The sequence below is a fragment of the Planktothricoides raciborskii GIHE-MW2 genome, from assembly GCF_040564635.1.
Classification (GTDB): domain Bacteria; phylum Cyanobacteriota; class Cyanobacteriia; order Cyanobacteriales; family Laspinemataceae; genus Planktothricoides; species Planktothricoides raciborskii.
Window position 1 is genome coordinate 1 of sequence record NZ_CP159837.1, and the last position, 21,727, is coordinate 21,727.

Below are 21,727 nucleotides of genomic sequence, written 5' to 3' on the forward strand. Positions count from 1 at the left end.
GTGGCAACTCCCCTGGAACATCTTTGGAATCAAGTGCTCGAACGCTTACAACTACAATTGAGTCGTCCGACCTTTGAAACCTGGATTAAAACAGCAAAGGCGGAGCAATTAGAAAACTACTGTTTAGTGATTAGAACCCCGAACCCCTTTGCGCGAAATTGGTTGCAGAAATACTATGTCAAAACCATTGCTGAGGTAGTTCAGGAGATTTTGCAACATCCAGTGGAAATTTATATTACAACGGATCAAGCGGAAATTGTTTGTGGCACAGAAGCTGCCGAATATATTTGGCCTTCACCAACTCCCGGAGGAGGGATAGAAACCAGTCTTGGGCCTCGACCCCGCCCATCAGAACTGAATCTTAAATATAATTTTTCTAGTTTTGTGGTCGGTTCTAATAATCGTATGGCTCATGCGGCATCTTTGGCCGTGGCTGAGTCTCCGGGACGGGAGTTTAATCCCCTATTTCTCTGTGGGGGAGTGGGTTTGGGCAAAACTCATTTAATGCAGGCGATCGGGCATTATCGCTTAGAAATTGCTCCCAACACCCGCATATTTTATGTTTCCACAGAACAATTTACCAATGATTTAATTGTGGCTATCCGCAAAGATAGTATGCAAAGTTTCCGCGAACATTATCGGGCAGCGGATGTGTTATTAGTCGATGATATTCAGTTTATTGAAGGAAAAGAATATACCCAAGAAGAATTTTTTCACACCTTTAATACCTTACATGAAGCGGGTAAGCAAGTGGTGTTAGCTGCCGATCGCCCTCCCAATCAAATTCCCCGATTACAAGAACGTTTATGCTCCCGATTTTCTATGGGATTAATTGCGGATATTCAGCCCCCGGATTTAGAAACTCGCATGGCAATTTTGCAAAAAAAAGCCGAATATGAAAATATGCGATTGCCCCGGGATGTGATTGAATATATTGCCAGACAGTTCACTTCCAATATTCGGGAATTAGAAGGAGCATTAATTCGCACCGTGGCTTATATTTCCATTTCTGGATTACCTATGACCGTGCAGAATATTGCTCCGATTTTAAATCCCCAAACCGAAAAGCTAGAAGCGACTCCAGAAGCGGTAATGAATGCGGTGATTTCTATATTTGGGGTTTCTATGGAAGAGTTAAAAGGAAATTCCCGCCGTCGAGAAATTAGTCAAGCTCGTCAAATTGCCATGTATTTGATGCGGCAACATACCGACTTAAGCTTGCCGAAAATTGGCGAAGAATTTGGCGGCAAAGACCATACTACGGTACTGTATAGTTGTGAAAAAATTGCCCAGCGAATCCAGCAAGACCCGGATTTAGCCAATATTTTACGCCAGTTAAACGATCGCATTCATTTAGCCAATCGTCAAGGGAGCGAAAGTGCTCCGCACCGCTATCGCGATCGCTAACCATCCTTTATAGAAATTTTCTGTGGAAAACTTCCGGAAATTCTGTGGAAAACTTGCAAGCCAAACCGATGGGTTTTCCTCAAATCTCCTCCGAGCGTCACCACAGAGAACCATTATTTGTATTATAGATGACAAATTCCCGTCCATTAACCTGGCAAATTTTCCCCAAATTTTCCCCAAAATTTCCCCAGGTTTTCCACAGGTTTTCCACAGGTTTGTCCCCAGCCAACCCAAAAGATAAGGGAATCACCTGGAAAGTTTTCCACAGTTTCCACAGGTTTCTGGCGGCGGCAACAGGCGCGATCGCTCCCTGGTTAAATGGAATTGTGAAAACTTCCAGCCAGAAAAAGCCAAAATTTTGACTCAGGCTATCTTATGATTGATATCTCGACTATTTAACTGCTATGAAATTTACTTGTAACCAAAGCGACCTCCACAGCAACCTATCATTAGTCAGTCGTGCAGTCCCCTCGCGGCCTAGTCATCCAATCCTCGCCAATGTGCTACTCACTGCCGATCAAGAACATCAGCGAGTTCAACTGACTGGTTTTGACCTCAGTCTGGGACTTTGTACCAGTTTTGCCGCTGACATCGAAGTGGGTGGTCAACTCACCCTGCCCGCGAAATTACTCAATGATATTGTTTCCCGTCTACCAAATGGGGAGATTACCATTGACGATCAAACCGCACAGGCAATGGTGACATTAACCAGTCAAACCGGAAAGTATCAAGTCCGGGGTATGGGGGCAGAAGAATTTCCTTCTCTGCCAGAAATTGCCAATCGCGAAGCGGTTTATCTTTCGGCGGAAGCTTTAATCGAAGGGTTGCGGGGGTCTTTGTTTGCCACCAGCAATGATGAAACCAAGCAAGTGCTCACGGGGTTACATATTATTGTGCAACCAGAAACCCTGGAATTTGCCGCTACCGACGGTCATCGCTTGGCGTTGGTCGAAACCGAAAACCCGAATCAATCAGAGGAAGAACCCTTTGAAGTCACCGTTCCTGCTAGAGCCCTGCGGGAATTGGAACGGATGATTACTATGCGTCAGTCACAATCTCAAGACGAAGCTTTATCTCTAGTGGTTTATTTAGATCCCGGTCAAGTGGTGTTTGAGTTGGCGGATCAACGGCTGACCAGCCGGACTTTAGAAGGCAAATATCCCGCTTATCGACAACTGATTCCCACCCAGTTTGAACGTCAGGTTAACGTGGAACGGAAACAGTTACTCGCGGCATTGGAGCGGATTGCAATTTTAGCATCCCAGAAAAATGATATCGTTAAATTTACGATTGATAGTGGCAATCAGCAGCTTTCTTTATCCGTAGAAGCTCAAGATGTGGGCAGTGGCCAAGAGTCGATTGCTGCCCAAGTTTCTGGGGGAAATATGGAGATTGCATTTAATGTGAAATATGCGATGGAGTCATTGAAAAATCTGGGATCGAATGAAATTCAAATTCAGCTTAATTCGGCGACTTCTCCAGTGGTTTTGAATCCTTTAAGTGGGGCGAAAATGACTCATTTACTGATGCCGGTGCAGTTGCGTAATTAAGCCGCGATATTAAGATAAGATAATCATTAATCTCTGGTTGGCTAATTTCTGTTTGGCTATCTTTGGTGGGCTGATTACACACCGAATCAATCAATGATTTAAGTCCCACCAAAATAGCCAAATTGCTGAAATTGCTGAAATTGCTAAAATTGCTAAAATTGCTGAAATTGCTGAAATTGCTAAAATTATGCTATGCCTTGAAAGTCTGACCAATTAGTCCAAAAAAGTAAACAGATTCAAACGGGTTATTATGGGCGATCGCGCTCTATTTTAAACTTATTTAAACTTAGAATAAAGCTAAAATAAAGCTAGAATAAAGCGCGATATCTGGCCGTTTGTGCGTCAGAAAAAGTCACTGATAGCAACCACCTGTGGGCAGATTTATCGATAGCGAGATTTGAACCGGATTCTTATTAAATCTTCGCTTCCAAAGACTTAAGATACTCAGTATTGACCCCTGATTCACGAGTCAAAGCAATCTTGCCGGTTCTAGCAATTTCTCTAATGCCAAACTTATTTAGTACCTGAACGATCGCCACCATTTTGCCTGGGTCGCCCACCACTTCAATGGTGACAGAATCTTCACCGACATCCACAACTCGCGCCCGGAAAATTTGGGTTAATTCAATAATTTCCGATCGCGTACTCGATGTCGCATTAACTTTCATCAGCATCAACTCCCGCTCAACACAAGGCACGTCAGTGATATCGTTCACCTTCAGCACATTGATCAACTTATAGAGTTGTTTGGTCAATTGTTCAATCACTCGGTCATCCCCAGGAACTACCATCGTAATTCGGGAAATCCCCAATTTTTCCGCCGGTCCAACCGCCAGACTTTCAATATTGAAACCGCGCCGCGCAAACAAACCGGCAATACGGGTCAAGACTCCCGCTTCATCTTCGACTAAAACTGATAATGTGTGTTTCATGGTTTAAAACGGTTCATATTTTAAGACAAGGGCTCCAGGCCAAGCATCAAGACATCGGCATTCAGCCTGAACGTTGAGAAAGCGCTGTTGTCAAAGCTTGCCTCAATTGTGCGCCTCCTCCGCTGCCTAAATTTTCGGGCGAACGTCCCTCCCCTCTTCTGGGTGTATTTTAGCTTGATGAGACTGACTGAGTGGAGTTTTTTCAGGATCTTATTAGAAAGTTGCGTTTCAGTGTAACGAGTCCATTGAAGGTTAGCTTTAGCTTCAATTGATCGCCCTAAATCAGCCTTCGACTTTTTCTGGTTCAGAGACAACTTCGCGAAATACCACTCGGAGTAATGGTGGAGAGATAAAGGTGGTTAAAATCACCATCATAATAATCGCCGCTTGCAAAGAGTCTGACAAAGCGCCACTGGCAGCACCCACTCCCGCAAAGACCAGCCCCACTTCCCCTCGCGGAATCATCCCCACACCAATACCCAAGCGATTGGTCTGTTCTTGCAAGACCGTAAATCCCGCCACCACTTTGCCGATAATGGCCACCGTAATCAGAAACGTGGCAATAATCAACCCTTCTCGATTACTCGGCACTGAAGGATTGAGGACTCCCAGGTTAGTTCTCGCCCCAACCACCACAAAGAAAATGGGGACGAAGAAGTCCGCCACGGGAACCACCTGCTCTTCAAGTTCTTTTTGCAGTTCCGTTTCCCCTAGCACCAAGCCTGCGGTAAACGCTCCTAAAATCGCTTCTAGCTGAATCGCTGCGCCCACATAAGAGAGGAAAAAGGCAATAATCAAAGCAGAAATCAACAGCGGCCCGCGAGTTTTCAGGTTTTTTACTAAGTTCACATAATACGGAGCCAAAAAGCGACCTAATAAAATCGCACCGACGAGAAAGACTCCGGAACTGACGATCAAATAGATGATATTGGTCACTTCCACTTCACCAGTTTTGACCAAACTAGCAACCACAGCCAAGACGATAATCCCCAAAATATCGTCAAGTACCGCCGCCCCAATAATAATCTGACCTTCTTTGGCACTTAAAAGTCCGAGTTCTGCCAAAACTTTTGCGGTAATCCCAATACTGGTGGCGGTGAGGGCAGCCCCAGCAAAAATTGCCGGAATTAAGGGAGTATGAAAAATGTAAACCAATCCCAATGTCCCGGCACTAAAAGGTGCGATCACTCCTACAACGGCGACGATCGCTGCTTGCGGCCCGTATTTAATCAGTTCTTTTAATTCTGATTCCAAGCCAATTTCAAACAGCAAAATAATTACACCTAGTTCGGAGAAAATCGTAATCACTTCACTTTGGGCCTGAAAGGTAGCGGCGATCGCTTCAGGCTCCAAACGGGTGGTTTTTTCCAACAGATTCATAATTAAAGAGGTGGCACTCTCATCTCCTGGCTCATAAAATGCCAAGAGTTTTAGCGCCGAGACACCCACAATCACACCGCCAACTAAATCTCCTAACACAGGAGGTAAGTTGATTTTTACGCAAATTTCTCCGCCAATTTTGCTGGCGAGGTAAATCACTATCAGACTCAGAAGTACCCCAGCAACCACAATCGCTTCATCGGCTTCCACTTCAGTTGTTGTTGCCAGTATGGGCATATCCATTAAAAATTTTGAACCGCCTAGGGCTGCTGAGTATAAGTTTGAGGTGAGTCCACTCACCCCTGTCAAGAAGTTAGTCATTGATTGTCCAGGAACTCATTCTGTCTAATTTACCTGGCTTATCGATTTTCTTAACAGCATTTTGCCCCATCACTAACCGATCAATTTCTTATCATTGCGATGATTATTTTTTAACCTAAGTAGATCGGCGCCTACTTAGGTTTACCTTTAAGTCAAACTAGGCTTAGAAAAAAGCCCGGTGTTGTAAGCTGGGCATTTGCTGCCGCACTTGTTTGAGTCGAGCGGGATTAATTTCTGCGATCGCCACTCCGGGCTTATCCAGGGCATCCGCCAACACCATGCCCCAAGGATCGACGATTATGGCATGACCGTGAGTTTGGCGGCGGCCATAATGACAACCCGTTTGCGCTGGGGCAATCACATAACAAGTATTTTCAATCGCTCGCGCTTGTAACAATATTTGCCAGTGGTCTTTGCCGGTATAAGCGGTGAAAGCCGCAGGCACAAACAAGATTTCCGCCCCGTTCTGAGACAGATGACGATAGAGTTCAGGAAATCTCACGTCATAGCAGACCGAAAGACCCAAATTCCCTAAGTCTTCATCCGCATATACTGGCGGCAACTGCTCACCCCGTTCAATGGTGGCGGACTCCCGATAAGTATTGCCGTCTGGGACATTCACATCAAATAAATGAACTTTCTGATAACGTGCAACTTCATTCCCCGTCGGATCCACCAATAAAGCGGTGTTATAAACTTTGCCGTTATTCACTGGCACCGGGAAGCCTCCCCCAAGCAGGGTGATTTGAAATCGCTGGGCCATTGTTTTCAGGAATTTTTCGCTTTCGGCAGCGATTTGTTCCGCTTTGGCCAATTTTTCCTCTTCTTCCCCTAGGAATGAGAAGTTCTCTGGCAAGCCGACCAACTCGGCGCCCTGACGCACGGCCAAGTCAATCAGTTCTTCCGCTTCTTTTAAGTTTTTTTCCAGGTCAGGGACACTGGTCATTTGCACTGCGGCAGCTAAATAGGATTTCATCAATGTGGCTAAATCGGATAAACTTTCAAAACATGCATTCTATTTTTCCCTGGAATGCCGCCAGAGTGCTAAACTTTCTCTTTGGATGTGGCGATCGCCTATATGTTGTATAATTCCTTGCCCAGATCGTTGTCTGGATCTAAAAAAAATTTGGCGATCGCTTGCCAATTCTCGAACACCTATGATAATATAGATAAGTTGACTACGGGATGTAGCGCAGCTTGGTAGCGCGCCTGCTTTGGGAGCAGGATGTCGCAGGTTCAAATCCTGTCATCCCGATTTGATTTAAATCCTCATAATCTGTAGGTCATAGAAGCTTATAGGCTTCTACTTAACCTATTTCTGATATCCCGTGACTCAGTTTTGACTCATTTGCACTCTACCATCTGCATAAACTGAGTCCCTATCCCTGGTTTTGCTACCACCATACCTTTCTCGTCAACGGCTGAAATATAGACTTGCCTAATTAAATCCTTTAAATATATAATCTAAAATTATAAATATATTATATATACTATATATATTTATTTATGGGCGACTCGTTGATCCGGGGAGCAACCTGAACTGGTGATTTGAAGCGAAAGAGATTTTTATGCAGGTAATCGTTAACCAAATTACTATTTTAATCAGAAGGTTTAAAATATCCTTTAAACGTTTTCTTAAAAACAAGCCAGATCCAATCAAACTCGAAGCCATCAGAAGCGAGTTAATTGAAGAATCGGCACTCGACTCAACCTATATTATTTTAATTATTAGCTCCTGTATTATTGCCACATTAGGGTTACTGGCAAACAGTACCGCTGTGATTATTGGGGCGATGATTGTAGCCCCTTTAATGTTGCCCATTAGAAGTTTAGCTTTTGGGGCTTTGGAAGGGGATTTAGTGCTTTTTCGTCGAGGCTTAATTGCCGTAACGGTGGGAACTTGTTTAGCCGTAGCCCTGGCTTGGTTTTTGGGTTCTGTGGTGGGACTTTCTACCTTTGGCAGCGAAATTTTAGCTCGTTCTAAACCAAATTTATTAGATTTGGGAATTGCGATCGCTGCTGGCAGTATCAGTGGCTATGGGAAAGTACAACCAAAAATATCAAGTAGTTTAGCCGGAACCGCGATCGCTGTTGCTTTAATGCCTCCAGTCTGCGTGATTGGTTTGGGATTAGCTAATGGAAATTTGGTGCTGAGTTTCGGGGCTTTATTACTGTATTTGACTAACTTGTTGGGGATTACCTTATCTTGTATGATGGCTTTTTTCATCTCTGGTTATACTCCATTTAATCAAGCCCATCGTGCCTTAACTTTAGCCACTATTTTTACCAGTATTCTGCTCATTCCTTTAAGTATAAGTTTTATTGATTTAGTCCGGCAAAATCGCTTAGAAAGTAATTTAAAGCAAGCTTTGGTGAATCGAACAATCACCTTTCAACGAGTAGATTTAGTCAATGCCGAAACTAATTGGTTTGTCGATCCCCCAGAAGTTCGCTTAACCGTGCGGAGTCGGGACAAAATTACTCCCTACCAGGTAGAACTGATTGAAGATTTTTTATTTGAGGCAATGGGTCAGCGGTTTACTTTAGTTTTTGATATTAGTCAAGTTTCAGAAGTCCGCCGAGAGGGAATGAAACCCGCGATCCAAAACCAAGATAAATAACTAGGTTTTGCTCATAGATTCCTAGATAATATCTCTATAGCACAATCTCTATAGCACAACATTAAAAAAAAGTAAAAAATACCAAAATTATAAGTTTTTAGGTTATGATAAAAATAGATCGCTATTTTCAGGATGCTATCTGGGATTGCCAATGGTTGCCAATTTTTAACCCGTCTTTGCTATGGTTTTTAGTAGTAAAATAAACCGATAATTATAGCGATCGCCCTCTTACCTAGGACAAAGAATATGAAAGTCAAAATGATTTTGCCTGCCTTGACTGAAGCCTTGAGTCCATTTTGGCGATCGATTAAATATCACCTATTTCCGCCCTTGGGATTAGCCACAATTGCCGCTTTTTTTGATGACAATGACGAGATTGATTTACAAGATGAGCACGTGGAAGTCTTGAAATTGGATGACGAACCGGATTTAGTGGTAATTCAGGTCTATATTACCTCCGCTTATCGGGCGTATGAATTAGCAGATCATTATAGAAAAAAAGGATGTTATGTGGTCTTGGGAGGGCTTCATGTCACCTCATTACCCCAAGAAGCTACCCCACACGCTGACACGATTTTTATCGGGCCAGGAGAAGATACTTGGCCGCATTTTTTGCACGATTTTCGGGCAGGTCATCCAGAGAAAATTTATCAATCAAAAATTCGTAGCTTAGTCGGAGTTCCCCCAGTTCGTCGGGATTTAATTAAGCGATATCATTATCTAATTCCTAACTCCATTGTGGTGTCTCGCGGTTGTCCCCATCATTGCGATTTTTGTTATAAAGAAAATTTCTATCAGGGCGGAAAATCTTTTTATACTCAACCTGTGGATGATGCTTTGGCGGAAATTGACCGATTACCCGGAAAACATCTCTATTTTTTAGACGATCATCTGTTTGCTAATCAAGCATTTGCTGCTGAGTTGTTTACCGGAATGCAGGGCATGGGACGGGTTTGGCAAGGGGCAGCAACGGTGGAATCAATTTTAAAACCGGGATTGTTAGAAAAAGCGGTAGATGCCGGTTTAAAAAGTGTGTTTATTGGCTTTGAAACGATTAATGTTGCTAATTTGCGATCGCAGCATAAATATCATAATTTAAATCGAGATTATCATCGGGCAATTCAACGGCTGCGGGATTATGGGGTGATGGTGAATGCCAGTTTTGTTTATGGCATGGATAACGACGATGCTACGGTATTTTCCCGCACGGTTGAATGGGCAATTCAAGAAGGAGTAGAAACCGCCACTTTTCATATTCTCACTCCCTATCCGGGAACGGCTCTTTATGCCAGAATGGTGGCAGAAAATCGCCTAACTGTTGACAATTGGGATTTGTATGATACCCGTCATGTGGTCTACCGTCCAGCCCTGATGAACCCAGAAATTTTAGCCCAAGGTTATTGGCAATCTTACCGAGATTTTTATCGTTGGGATGCTATTTGGCAAGGGGCACAGAGTAAGGATAATTGGCGCGATCGCTTCCGGCATCTTTTATACAGTGGGGCTTGGAAAAAAGCCGAACCGATTTGGGATATTCTAATTAGACTTAAACAAGTAAATCGTTTACTGCCAATGTTAGAAAATGTCCTCAACGGTTTTAACTCAAATCATAATTCGCCACCAGGGAAGGCTAATTTACCCTGGAAACCAGATTTTAAAGGGGAAAACTACTGATCGTGTCTAACAATTCTAACAATTTTGCTAAAAAGCCATCGGATCCGAGGAAACTTTTCTTTGTTGCCCTGTTGCCTCCCACGGATCTGCAAGCAGAAATCACGGAAATTAAACAATATTTTGCTAGAGAATATCAAAGTTCTCATGCCCTAAAATCACCACCCCATATTACCCTATATCCCCCGTTTAAATGGTTGCCGGAAAATTTACCCCAGTTAAACCAATGTCTCTGTGAATTTGCCGCTAACTATGCACCAATTACGGTGACGTTAGATGGGTTTGGGGCGTTTGCCCCCAGGGTGATTTTTATCCATCCTTTGAAAACTCCAGAATTAATGACATTGCAAGGGGATTTGATGGGCTATTTAGCAAGTAATTTGGGGCTGGTAGATGAACGGTCAAAAAACCAGTCGTTTGCTCCCCATATTACCGTGGCTTTTAAAGATTTAACGCCGTCAGCTTTTAAAGCCGCATGGCCAAAATTTAGAGATCGCCCATTTTCGACTCAGTTTACCGCCCATAATTTGACTTTATTAATTCACGATCGCCAACGGTGGAATATTTGCAGTCAGTTTCCGTTTTTGCAATCTTAACTGGAATTATCGGTGACAAGCGCTATTATAGAAACCGGGTTTCTGAAAAGTTACCCGGTTTCTATCAAATCGTAAAACTATGCCAATCACCATCCAACAATTAACTCAATGGAAAGAACAAGGGCGTCCTATTGTGGCATTGACCGCCACGGACTATGCGATCGCCCAACTCCTCGATCAAGGAGGAGTCGATTTAATCTTAGTCGGTGATTCTTTGGGAATGGTAGTTTTGGGCTATGACACCACCCTTCCGGTCACTTTAGAGGAAATGATTCACCATGCCAAAGCCGTCCGCCGAGGGGTGAAAAATGCCCTGATGGTGGTGGATTTACCCTTTCTCACCTATCAAGAAAGTCCCACTCAAGCCCTGAAATCCGCCGGTAAAATAATTAAAGAAACTGGGGCGCAAGCGGTAAAAATCGAAGGCGGTTATCCCATCATGGCGGAAACCGTTGCCCGTCTCGTGACTGCCGGAATTCCCGTGCTCGGTCATGTGGGACTCACGCCGCAATCCGTACATCAATTAGGATTCAAAAAACAAGGCAAGACCCCAGAAGCTGCCGAACGGATTTTATCGGAAGCAATGGCTTTAGAACACGCTGGGGCTTTTGGAGTTGTTTTAGAACATATTCCCCCAGAGTTAGCCCAAAATATCACCCAAACTTTGAGCATTCCTACAATTGGGATTGGGGCTGGGCTGCACTGTGATGGACAGATTCTAGTCACCCATGATTTATTAGGAATTTCTGATAAACAACCTCCCTTTGTCAAGGTCTATGCAAATTTACGCCAGCAGATCGTTTCTGCCGTTGAAAAATATGGCACTGATGTCAGAGAAAGGGATTTCCCCGAAGAGGCATAAAAATGTTCCGTAAAATTCCCTTAGCTTGGTTACAACTTACCAGAGAAAAAAGCAGATTAGGCGCCGCTTTAGCGGGGATTGTTTTTGCGGATATTTTAATGTTTATGCAGTTAGGATTCCGCGAAGCTTTGTTTAATTCTAACACCCGGATGCATCGAAATTTAAACGCCGATTTAGTGATGATTAGTCGGAAGTCAGAATCTTTGATTTCTATCCAAAAATTTTCTCATCGGCGTTTATACCAAACTCTGGGTTTTTCCGAAGTGGAATCAGTAGCCCCTTTATATGTGGGTCAACTCAAATGGAAAAATCCCTTTAATCGCAAAGATCGGATAATTTTAATTTTTGGCACGAAACCGAGTAAACCGGCTTTTTTAATGCCAGAAGTGGCCGATAACTCTCATTTAATTCAACTCCCATATGTGGTGTTGTTTGACCGGATGTCTCGGCGGGAATTTGGGGAAGTAGCCCAAGCAATTGACCAGGGAAAATCTGTCACTACCGAAGTAGGAGTTAGGCGAATTGAAGTTAAAGGTTTATTTAGTTTGGGGGCATCTTTTGCCGCTGATGGTAATTTAATCACCAGTGATTTAAATTTTATTCGCTTATTTCCTAACCGTCGCTTAGGAGAAATTGACATCGGTTTAATTAGACTAAAACCGAATAGTAACCCCACCGTATCCTTGGAGAAAATTCGCCAATATTTACCCAGTGATGTGCAAGTTTTTACCAAACAAGGCTATCTCGATTATGAAAAATCTTATTGGGAAAAACGCACCGCCATTGGCTTTGTGTTTCGTTTTGGGGTGATTATGGGTTTTATTGTGGGCTTGGTGATTGTTTATCAAATTATTTATACTGATGTGGCGGATCATTTGGCGGAGTATGCCACCCTCAAAGCAATGGGATATCAAGAGATTTATTTTTATAGTTTAGTGATTCAAGAAGCTTTGTTATTGGCAATTTTAGGCTATATTCCCGGAATTGTTTGTAGTTTATTTTTGTATAAAATGGCAAGGTCAGCCACTATGTTACCGATTTTAATGACCCTGCCTAGGGTGGTGACTGTTCTGGGATTAACGATTTTTATGTGTGCGGTTTCCGGCGCGATCGCCATGCGGAAATTACAAGAAGCTGACCCAGCGGATATTTTTTAGTTATTGGTTGTTTGTTGGTTGTTATTGGTTGGGGAACGGGGAAAGTGAAAAGTGAAAAGTGAAAAGTGAAAAGTGAAAGGGGAAAGGGGAAAAGTGAAAGGGGAAAGAGGAAAAGTGAAAGGGGAAAGGGGGAAAAGTGAAAGGGGGAAAGAGGAAAAGTGAAAGGGGAAAGGGGAAAAGTGAAAGGGGAAAGGTGAAAAGTGACAGGGGAAAGGGGAAAAGTGACAGGGGAAAGGTGAAAAGTGAAAGGGGAAAGGGGAAAAGTGAAAAGGTGAAAGGGGAAAAGTGAAAGGGGAAAGGGGAAAAGTGACAGGGGAAAGAGGAAAAGTGAAAGGTGAAAGGGGAAAAGTGACAGGGGAAAGGTGAAAACTTAAACGAAATATCACTATTCACTATTCACTATTCACTCTCTCCCCTGCACCCCTGCACGATTGGCGGCTCCCCTGCACCCCTGCACCACTGTTCCCTGTTCCCTGTTCCCTGTTGCCTGTTGGTTGTTCTTTGTTGGTGGCGTAAATCCAACAATCAACCACCAACCAACAACAACCAACAATCAACCACCAACCAACAACAACCAACAACCAACCACCAACAAATAACAATTATTTTTGACTGTTAAAAGCGTCTACGGCATTTCTAAGATGTCCTTGATGTTTGGCTAGAAATTGTTTGCCAGTTTCGGCATCTAGTCCAGTCCAATGCATTAATAAGGCCAATTTCACCGATCGCCCGCTTTTTTCCAGGAGATAGCCGCATTCCGTCCGGTTGAGATGGGTCAAATCTTCGAGAATGCGTAATGAGCGATCGTGCAGTTTGCGATTAGTTACGGCCACATCAATCATCCGGTTGCCATAAACTTTGCCCAACTTGACCATCACCCCAGTAGAAATAATATTTAAGGCCATTTTGGTGACAGTGCCCGCTTTCAGACGAGTGGAACCAGCGAGAATTTCTGGCCCCACCACGAGACGTAGTTCAATATCCGCGTTGCTGCTGACTTGATCCGTGGGCACGCAACTCATAAAGGCAGTGGTGGCGCCCCTACTCCGAGCCGCGTCTAGGGCTCCCAACACATAAGGGGTCGTCCCTCCGGCACTAATGCCGATCACGACATCCAATTCGGTGACTCGACGATGAGCGATCGCCTCTTCCCCGTCCTCATATTTATCCTCTAAGTTTTCCGAAGACCGCACCAAAGCCCCCGCCCCCCCAGCAATAATTCCTTGGATTAATTCTGGGGGAGTGCAAAAAGTGGGGGGACATTCCGCCGCATCTAAGACCCCCAGACGCCCGCTGGTTCCTGCCCCCACATAAAATAGTCTGCCTCCTTTCCTTAAAGCCGTGGCAGTGCGATCGATGACTTCTGCCAAAGGTTCTTGGGCATTCGCGATCGCCTCCAGGGTCTTGGCATCTTCCTGATTAAATAACTGCACCAACTCCAGAGAAGTCAGTTGATCTAAATTTTGACTTTTTGGATTAATTTGTTCTGTGAGCAAAAATCCTCGGTCTTCCAAGCGATTCATAGAAAATTTCCTTGATAGTTATTCGTTATTCGTGATTGGTTTATGGGGAAGGGGTGGGGTGTGTGGGAGGTGTGGGGAGTGTGGGGAGCGGGGGTGCAGGGGAGAAAAGAGGAAAGAGAAAAGAGAAAAGAGGAAAGAGGAAAGAGAAAAGAGAAAAGAGAAAAGAGGAAAGAGGAAAGAGATGAATTATGAGAATTCTCTCCTCTGCTCCAGAAGCCCCCCTGCTCCAGAAGCCCCCCTGCTCCAGAAGCCCCCCTGCTCCTCTGCTCCAGAAGCCCCCCTGCTCCAGAAGCCCCCCTGCCCCTCCGCCCCTACACCCCACATACCGCCGCCAACCTACAGAAGTCCTTCCAACTGACGGCGAATGCGATCGAGTTCGCTTTCGGACATAGTGCGTTCCTCCGACTCCGCACTCCCCGCACTGCCTGGGGTGCGATCGGGACTCCAGTCTGGGCTGTCCACATTGGTTTGCGGGGGGAGTTCCAACTGACCTTCAGAAATCAGTTTCGACTCATAACCCGCACTAAGACAGAATTCTTCAATTTCTTCCGAGTCAAACGCTTCGGCGGTAGGCGCACCAAAATCTTGCGCTTCCAGCATTAACGCATAGCGGGTCGCATCATCTTCTGATTCAAACATTAATACGACATTGCGATCGCCCACCTGAAGTGTATGGATCCCTTCATTATCAGTTCGGGCATTAAACAGCAAAACATAGATTCGCATGGATCGAGCACGATTTTCCTTACCTGAATTATTGCCTTTATCTTACAAGGGTGTGGGGTGTAGGGTGTAGGGTGTAGGGTGTAGGGTGTAGGGTGTAGGGTGTAGGGTGTAGGGTGTAGGGGAAGAGGATGCATAGGATGCATAGGATGCATAGGATGCATAGGATGCATAGGAAAATTCTCTATTCTCTTTTCTCTATTCTCTTTTCTCTCTTCCCCCCACACCCCACACCCCACACCCCACACCCCACACCCTTTCTTTCCCCCACACCTCCCACACCCCATCCCCTATGACTGATTCGCCAAAATCTGAAAATTCATCCTTAGATCCATTATCCAGCGCCCAAGTAAGCCCTCTTTTATCCCCTAAATTGTGGCGCCGTGGGGCCATTGGTTTGGGCTTCGTCCTAGTGGTTGGAACTGCGGGCGCAATATCATGGTTATGGTTTTTTGTCAACAATGACTTAGGGCCATTAGTGGAAAAAGAACTGGGTAAACTCATCGATCGCCCGGTAAAAATTGGCCCAATTGAAGAGTTTTATCTCACGGGTTTACGGGTGGGGGCTTCAGCAATTCCCACCACGGAAACTGACCCGGATTTTGTAGAAATTCCGACGGTAAAAGTGGGATTTGACCCTTTAATGTTGCTGTTTAGACGCACTCTGAATTTAAAAATTTCTTTACTACAACCCACGATTTATATAGAACAAGATATCAAAAATACTTGGTTAGATTTAAACCTGAAAAAATCATCGGCTTCTCAAAAGACGGTTAATATTAATATCAAGACCGTTGAAATCACCAATGGTCAGGTGATTTTAGCCCCAAATGGCACCCGTCGCGCCCAGTTATTTGACCTGGAAGAACCAATGGTGTTGCCTCCTGTGCTGTTGGAAAATGTCCAAGCCAAAGCCCGCTTTTTTAATCAGCAAAAAGAAACCCGCTATCATGTCACAGCCCAACCCAAAAGCGGCGGGAATTTAACCATTAATGGTCATTCTAATTTATCCAGTTTAGCTACCAAACTCGATGTTGAAGGCAAAAATTTAGACGGTGCTAATATTATCCCATTAATTGCTAATTTACCCGTCAGAGTTGACCAAGGTAAATTAAATTGTGATTTGAAATTAAACTTAGCGGAAACCACTGTCACTGCTTGGCGGGGTAATGCTAATTTTGAAAAGGTCAACGGTCAATTAGGAACCTTAGATCAGCCCATTTCCCAGGCATCCGGTCAGGTAAAATTTTCAGATTTACGGATAGCTTTACAAAAAACTGAGGCAATTTATGGGGAATTACCCCTAAAAGTGACTGGGACAATTGACACCAAATCTGATTATGATTTAGCAATTAGTATCCCCTCTTTAAGTTTAGCTAATTATATTAATACTCTGGAGTTAAATCTGCCGGTTCCGGTGACTGGGGCAGCGAGTACGGAGTTACAAGTTACTGGCCCTTTGTTGAATCCTATTTTATCGGGAATGGTGGTAGCAACGGAACCGGGAAAAGTGGATTTAATTGAGGTCGGGGCAGCTAGTGCTAGATTTAGAATGGAGGGAGAAGAGTTAGCTATTACGGATATTCAACTTAAACCAATTCTGGGCGGTTTTATTTATGGTCGAGGCAATATTCAGTTAACCGAAATTCCCCAGTTAGGCTTTTATTTGCTAGGGGAAAATTTACCCGGTGATGCTATCGCCCAACTGTATCGGGGGGAAAAACCACCGTTTGCTATTGGTCGAATTCATGGCAATACTAGAATATTAGGACAAGCGGATCAACCTACGGCACTGGTGAAGTGGCGATCGCCGGAAATGAAATATCCGGGCAGTGGAGAATTGACTATTACTCAAGACACAATTTTATTGAATAATAGCGTCTTTCAAGTAGGGGGAGGAACCGTAAACGCGATCGGCGCTATCATGCCAACCAAAGACCGCTGGCAAGCATTCTTAAGAGCGCAAAATATCGAACTAAATCAACTCACATCTTCTACTACAAATCCCGGAGAAAATAATAGCCCAGAAAATAATAGCCCAGAAAATCCTAACCCAGAAAATAATAGCCCAGAAAATCCTAACCCAGAAAATAATATTCCAGAAAATCCTAACCCAGAAAATCCTAACCCAGAAAATCCTAACCCAGAGAATACCGCCCCAGCATATCCGGCAATTTTAGCCGGTGGGCTAAGACTTTCTGGTAAATTAACATCCTTAACTCCGGCAAATATTCAAGGGTCAGGAGAAGTAGAACTGACCACCCTTGATGCGAAAGTCACGGGTAGAGGCACCTTGGATAAAGGAAAATGGCTGGCATCATTGGGAGTGCAAACTTTACCCGGAAAAGCCCTGCGATTGAATCAATTAATTCCCGACTTACCCATACCAATGGAATTAGGTAGTGGCACTTTGGAATTATCGGGAACCGTAGACTCATTTGATTCAAAAAAGATTGACCCAAAAAAGATTGATGCCAAGGGTACTTTAAAGGTGAATTTACCAGAAACTGGCATAGTGACAGCTTCCGCTAATTTACAACAAGGTCAAGTCACGGCAAGGGCAACTCTGACTAATGCAGAGGGGCGATCGCTTTCTTTAAACCCTCGGACATCGTTTTGGACACCATTACGCAGTGCTTCTGTTAGTTTAACTGAGGGAAATTTAGAACTTTCTGGGGCGATCGATCCGTTATTTGACCATTTTTTTTCTGCAAAAGTCAGCCCTGCAAAGTTATCCGATAGAATCTTGAATACTTGGTCATTTCATAGCACTATTCAGCTATTAATTGCTGGGGCAGCAGTCACAGGAAAGGGACGATTAGAACAAGGTGAAATAGAACTTAGCGCTATTTTAAATTCTGATAACCTTTTATCGTTAAACCCCTGGAAACCGGATTTGCCTGTTCCCCTGGAATTAACAGCGGGTAGTCTGGAACTTTCCGGGTCAATTGCGCCAATTTTATCTGGGGATAAACCCGTCTCTGACATATTGAATAGTTGGTCTGGTCATAGCACTATTCAGCTATTAATTGCTGGGGCAGCAGTGACCGGAAAGGGACGGTTAAAACAAGGGCAACTAGAACTCAGCGCTATTTTAAATTATGATAACTTTTTATCGTTAAATGCCTGGAAACCGGATTTGCCTGTTCCCCTGGGTGTCACCGCAGGGAATGTGGAACTTTCCGGTAAAATAGATAGTTTATTAGCTCAATTTTATGCCGGAAATGGTGACATTAATTTTAGGGGTTTAAATACTTGGTCTGGTCGGGGCAATGTCCAATTAAATCTGGCCGGAAATGCGATCGCCAGTCAAGGGAGTTTTATGGGCGATCGCTGGCAAGTTTCTCTGAATGCAGAAAACTTAAATCTTAATTCATTAGCCCCAAAAACCCGGAGTTTGCCCGAACCTGTAACGGCCACAGGTTCAGTAAATTTATCGGGGTTTCTCACTTCTTTTTCTCCCCAGGATATTCAAGCAGAGGGCGAATTTACTCTGGTTAATCAACTTAGTTTAAATTATAGCCAAAGTTCGGGGTTATCTCAACTCTTTCCTTTATATAGTGAGTGGGGTTGGAATGGAGAAGTTTTACAAATTAAACAAGCAAAAGCCCCTGGTTTAAGTCTAGATGGAGAATTATTTGTCCAGTGGCAAAACCAACGCCCCACGGTGAGTAAATTTGACCTGAATCTTCAGGTAAACCAATTTAATTTAGCGGCTTTACCCTTGCCCCTAAATGTGGGCAAAACACCGGAACATTTAACCCTGGAAAGTTCAGGCAATCTAGAAAATAAAATATCCCCGATTTTGCCATTCATGCCATTGGCGATCGCGGGTTTATTAGACTTTAACGGTCGGTTGCGAGGTCAGATCAACCCCAGTTTTTTTAACCATGAAAGCCAAACTATTCCCGAACTGCTGTTAAATTCTCAGATTTGGATCGCTGGGGATTTACAGGTGCAAAATTTAGCGGTTAATGATTGGCAATTTGCCTCCTCTTTATCGGGAAAAGTTAATCTGGATACTCATCAGAGTTTGCAGGTTAACCTAGAAGGAGATAACACTCAAATTGCTTTAGCAATTAATAATCCAATATATCAAAATATCTCCACCTGGTCAGCCAACGGATTGGTCAATAATGCGGAAACGATTCTATCCGCAAATTTAGCCCAGCAACAACTATCGATTGCTGTGGAAAATTTCCCGTTAAGTCGGTTAAATATTGCCCCTGCCCCTGCCTATTATTATAATTCCGTTGGGGGCATATTGAACGGTAATTTTAATTTAAACTTAGCCACGTTTTTGGGCAATGGCAAAATTGCGATCGCCCATCCAGCAGTTGGCAATTTTTTCATGGATCAAATTACAGCGGAAATTTATAGCGATCGCGGCAAAATAGCGATTTCCAACGCTATTTTAAAAATGAACCAGAGTGAGTATCGCCTCGATGCCCAATTTAGCGCCAATCCGAAATCGGAAATTCACGGTCAACTGACCATAAACCAAGGAAATATCTCAGATGCTTTGGCGGCAATGCGCTGGTTTACCACTGATGACCTCAAAAGAGGTTTACTACCTCCCAATTATGGGAATCAAGACAGTCTAAAAACGGCATCTGCTGGCTTGCCTGAAGCGACATTATATCAGCAATTAAGCCGATTCGCAGAAATAAAAGCCAAACTCTTGCAAATTGCGATGGAACGGCAACAGGCAGCCTTCCCTAAATTGGTAGATATTCGCGGATTGGTGAATGGTGAAATTAGATTTAAAGGGTCTTTAGCTGCGGGAATTAATGCCAGCTTAAATCTCGTCGCCAATAATTTAGAATGGCGATCGCAACCCAGTTATGCCATGCCTACCCCAGAGGGGTTAGAACGGTTAGATAATCGGGTGATTAATATTGACCGGGTAATTTTTCAAGGCAGTTTTCAGGATGGCCATTTAATTGCCCAACCTTTGCGGGTAGAACAAGAAGCAACCTTGATTTCTTATGTGGGGACAATTTTTGGTGAAAACCAGTCAGGACAGTTACAAATCAGAAATTTATCCGGTGAGGATATTCGCAATTTTATTGATGTCCCTGGATACCGGGTTGATGGTCTATTAGATTTAACCGCTAACCTGGCGGGAAATTGGCAAAATCTCCAAGCCAGAGGAGAAATCAGTTTTTCTGATGTGCGATTAAATGGGGAAAAATTGGCGAATATTAAAGGAGGATTTAACTATGGTAATTCTCGGTTAGCAATTAGCACCATTGAACCCAATAATTTGCAAATTTTTACCAACTTGCCGGTCCCTCCTTTTCCCGGAAATGAGCAATTTAGCCTGAATGTAAATATTAAAAATGAAGGGCTGACTTTGGCGAATATTTTAACCGGGCAACAAGTGACCTGGGTTGATGGCAATGGAGAACTAAAACTTCAGGTAGAAGGAAAGTTAAATTCCGACCAAGGAACCCTGACAGATATCACTGCCAATGGTAGCGCGATCGCCTCTAATGCCACCATTAATGCCCAAGCCTTACCGGAACCTTTAACCAATCTGAATGGACGAGTATTTTTTAACGAAAATCTGATTTTTGTGGAAGGAATTGACGGACAATTTAGTCAAGGAAACATTTTAGCCCAAGGGTTTTTGCCGATTTTTCGCCCCTTATCGAGAAACGAGATTAATTTATTTAGGACGGGTAAATTTGCCGCCATGTTGCGTCAAGCACAAGGGGAAAATAGCGATGAAACATTAAGGGCTAACCAGCCAGAAATACTTGATTATTTAAGACTTGAATTAGAGGGAGTTGAAATTAACTTCAAAGATTTATATCGAGGGGGAGTGGTGGGTCAATTACAAATTACAGGCACGGGATTTTCTCCGCAAATTGGGGGTAAAATTACTTTGTCTGATGGCATAGTATTACTACCGGATTCCTCAGAAATTGCCCCGAATCGTCCGTTATTAGAAGAAATCCAAGTCTTTACCCCACAATATAAAAATTTACAACTCACTTTAGGGGAAAATATTCGCATTGCTAATCCCCCATTATTAGAATTTATCGGCAGCGGAGATTTGTTGGTGAATGGATTTTTTGAAGATTTAAAACCTGCCGGAATTATTCGCTTAAAAGAAGGAGAAGTGAATTTATTTGCTACTCAATTTAGATTAATCGATGGCTATGAGCATTTTGCGGAATTTACCGGAGATTTAGACCCAAATATTGAAGTGCGATTAGTGACTTCTGTCCCCGAAGTGACTCGGCGAGAATTTTCCGCAACTTCGGCTTCAGAAATTCGGGAAGCGGTGAATACTGGCATCGGAGAATTGCGGACAGTTCGGGTAGAAGCGGTGGTTAGTGGACGGTCTTCTCAAATTTATAATACGGCAGTGGAATTAAAAAGTAATCCCGCGAGAGATGAAGCGGAAATTGTGGCGTTAATTGGCGGCGGTTTTGCGAATACTTTGGGCCGGGGGGATAGTCCATTGGCGATCGCCAATTTAGCCGGTTCTACGGTGCTAAAAAATGTCCAAACTGAAATTGGTGATGCCTTTGGTTTAAGTGAATTTAGGTTATTGCCGGTGATGGTGCAGTCCGGGGGAAATACTCGTCTGGCTTTAGAAGTTGAAGCGGGAGTTGATTTAGGTCGTCAATTTTCTTTTTCCGTGCTCTGGCCGAAGCTTTTTCTAGATAATGAAAATACGCGATATAATATTCGTTATCGATTTAACGATCGCCTTCTATTGCGAGGCTCTACGGATTTTCAAGGAGATACTCGCGCTAGAATTGACTATGAATTTAGGTTTTGATTTTTTGATCAGAAACCGGGTTTCTTAATTTAATCTCTGCTTGAGGGCAAAAAGTTAACCAGAAACCCGGTTTCTTGTCCCTGGGGGGTGAGAAACCGGGAGAGGTTAGAAACCGGGTTTCTTGAGACAACCTTTGCCACCAACCAACAACTCTCATAGAAACCCGGTTTCTGGGAAAGCCCGGTTTC

Annotated in this window: 14 protein-coding genes and 1 tRNA gene; 10 read left to right on the forward strand and 5 right to left on the reverse strand. The window is 43.7% G+C overall.

The window, feature by feature from the left end:
* The 3 genes from dnaA (at position 1) to dnaN (ending at position 2,957) form a co-directional block, all read left to right on the forward strand.
* A complete protein-coding gene (gene dnaA, locus ABWT76_RS00005) occupies positions 1-1,407 on the forward strand; it encodes a chromosomal replication initiator protein DnaA (protein WP_054467085.1) in 1,407 nt (468 codons plus the stop codon).
* A 128-nt stretch (positions 1,408-1,535) separates the two neighbouring features.
* A complete protein-coding gene (locus ABWT76_RS00010; protein ID WP_156331828.1) occupies positions 1,536-1,769 on the forward strand; it encodes a hypothetical protein in 234 nt (77 codons plus the stop codon).
* A gap of 42 nt (positions 1,770-1,811) precedes the next feature.
* Positions 1,812-2,957 (forward strand): DNA polymerase III subunit beta, encoded by a 1,146-nt coding sequence (gene dnaN / locus ABWT76_RS00015; RefSeq protein ID WP_054467086.1) that lies wholly within the window; start codon positions 1,812-1,814, stop codon positions 2,955-2,957.
* 413 nt (positions 2,958-3,370) lie between these two features.
* On the opposite strand, the gene ilvN is transcribed toward dnaN, so the two are convergent.
* The 3 genes from ilvN to ABWT76_RS00030 form a co-directional block, all read right to left on the reverse strand.
* A complete protein-coding gene (gene ilvN, locus ABWT76_RS00020; protein WP_054467087.1) occupies positions 3,371-3,889 on the reverse strand; it encodes an acetolactate synthase small subunit in 519 nt (172 codons plus the stop codon).
* Between the two features lie 282 nt (positions 3,890-4,171).
* Positions 4,172-5,512, reverse strand: coding sequence for a cation:proton antiporter (locus ABWT76_RS00025; protein ID WP_369817745.1), 1,341 nt, complete (start codon positions 5,510-5,512; stop codon positions 4,172-4,174).
* A gap of 241 nt (positions 5,513-5,753) precedes the next feature.
* Entirely contained in the window at positions 5,754-6,566 is an 813-nt protein-coding gene (locus ABWT76_RS00030; protein WP_054467089.1) for a carbon-nitrogen hydrolase family protein, read from the reverse strand.
* A gap of 205 nt (positions 6,567-6,771) precedes the next feature.
* Between ABWT76_RS00030 and ABWT76_RS00035 the strand changes: the two genes are divergently transcribed.
* The 6 genes from ABWT76_RS00035 to devC all read left to right on the forward strand — a co-directional run bounded on the left by ABWT76_RS00035 (position 6,772) and on the right by devC (position 12,497).
* A tRNA-Pro gene (locus ABWT76_RS00035) sits at positions 6,772-6,845 on the forward strand.
* Positions 6,846-7,158: 313 nt separating this feature from the next.
* Entirely contained in the window at positions 7,159-8,211 is a 1,053-nt protein-coding gene (locus ABWT76_RS00040) for a DUF389 domain-containing protein (protein ID WP_082348907.1), read from the forward strand.
* Between the two features lie 246 nt (positions 8,212-8,457).
* Positions 8,458-9,885, forward strand: a complete 1,428-nt coding sequence (locus ABWT76_RS00045; protein ID WP_190878154.1) for a B12-binding domain-containing radical SAM protein — start codon at positions 8,458-8,460, stop codon at positions 9,883-9,885.
* 2 nt (positions 9,886-9,887) lie between these two features.
* A complete protein-coding gene (locus ABWT76_RS00050) occupies positions 9,888-10,478 on the forward strand; it encodes a 2'-5' RNA ligase family protein (protein ID WP_313890639.1) in 591 nt (196 codons plus the stop codon).
* Between the two features lie 79 nt (positions 10,479-10,557).
* Positions 10,558-11,340, forward strand: a complete 783-nt coding sequence (panB, locus tag ABWT76_RS00055; RefSeq protein WP_054467092.1) for a 3-methyl-2-oxobutanoate hydroxymethyltransferase — start codon at positions 10,558-10,560, stop codon at positions 11,338-11,340.
* Between the two features lie 2 nt (positions 11,341-11,342).
* Entirely contained in the window at positions 11,343-12,497 is a 1,155-nt protein-coding gene (devC, locus tag ABWT76_RS00060; protein ID WP_054467093.1) for an ABC transporter permease DevC, read from the forward strand.
* A gap of 602 nt (positions 12,498-13,099) precedes the next feature.
* On the opposite strand, the gene murQ is transcribed toward devC, so the two are convergent.
* Entirely contained in the window at positions 13,100-14,020 is a 921-nt protein-coding gene (gene murQ, locus ABWT76_RS00065; protein ID WP_054467095.1) for an N-acetylmuramic acid 6-phosphate etherase, read from the reverse strand.
* Between the two features lie 336 nt (positions 14,021-14,356).
* A complete protein-coding gene (locus tag ABWT76_RS00070) occupies positions 14,357-14,746 on the reverse strand; it encodes a DUF3110 domain-containing protein (RefSeq protein WP_054467096.1) in 390 nt (129 codons plus the stop codon).
* A 289-nt stretch (positions 14,747-15,035) separates the two neighbouring features.
* Between ABWT76_RS00070 and ABWT76_RS00075 the strand changes: the two genes are divergently transcribed.
* A complete protein-coding gene (locus ABWT76_RS00075; protein ID WP_354635437.1) occupies positions 15,036-21,539 on the forward strand; it encodes a translocation/assembly module TamB domain-containing protein in 6,504 nt (2,167 codons plus the stop codon).
* Positions 21,540-21,727 lie beyond the last annotated feature (188 nt).

Excerpts from the sequence above, each read along its gene's own strand:
- ABWT76_RS00010 (WP_156331828.1), top strand. The coding sequence starts at position 1,536 with ATGACAAATTCCCGTCCATTAACCTGGCAAATTTTCCCCAAATTTTCC.
- dnaN (WP_054467086.1), top strand. The coding sequence starts at position 1,812 with ATGAAATTTACTTGTAACCAAAGCGACCTCCACAGCAACCTATCATTA.
- ilvN (WP_054467087.1), bottom strand. The coding sequence starts at position 3,889 with ATGAAACACACATTATCAGTTTTAGTCGAAGATGAAGCGGGAGTCTTG.
- ABWT76_RS00025 (WP_369817745.1), bottom strand. The coding sequence starts at position 5,512 with ATGGATATGCCCATACTGGCAACAACAACTGAAGTGGAAGCCGATGAA.
- ABWT76_RS00030 (WP_054467089.1), bottom strand. The coding sequence starts at position 6,566 with ATGAAATCCTATTTAGCTGCCGCAGTGCAAATGACCAGTGTCCCTGAC.
- ABWT76_RS00040 (WP_082348907.1), top strand. The coding sequence starts at position 7,159 with ATGCAGGTAATCGTTAACCAAATTACTATTTTAATCAGAAGGTTTAAA.
- ABWT76_RS00045 (WP_190878154.1), top strand. The coding sequence starts at position 8,458 with ATGAAAGTCAAAATGATTTTGCCTGCCTTGACTGAAGCCTTGAGTCCA.
- panB (WP_054467092.1), top strand. The coding sequence starts at position 10,558 with ATGCCAATCACCATCCAACAATTAACTCAATGGAAAGAACAAGGGCGT.
- devC (WP_054467093.1), top strand. The coding sequence starts at position 11,343 with ATGTTCCGTAAAATTCCCTTAGCTTGGTTACAACTTACCAGAGAAAAA.
- murQ (WP_054467095.1), bottom strand. The coding sequence starts at position 14,020 with ATGAATCGCTTGGAAGACCGAGGATTTTTGCTCACAGAACAAATTAAT.
- ABWT76_RS00070 (WP_054467096.1), bottom strand. The coding sequence starts at position 14,746 with ATGCGAATCTATGTTTTGCTGTTTAATGCCCGAACTGATAATGAAGGG.
- ABWT76_RS00075 (WP_354635437.1), top strand. The coding sequence starts at position 15,036 with ATGACTGATTCGCCAAAATCTGAAAATTCATCCTTAGATCCATTATCC.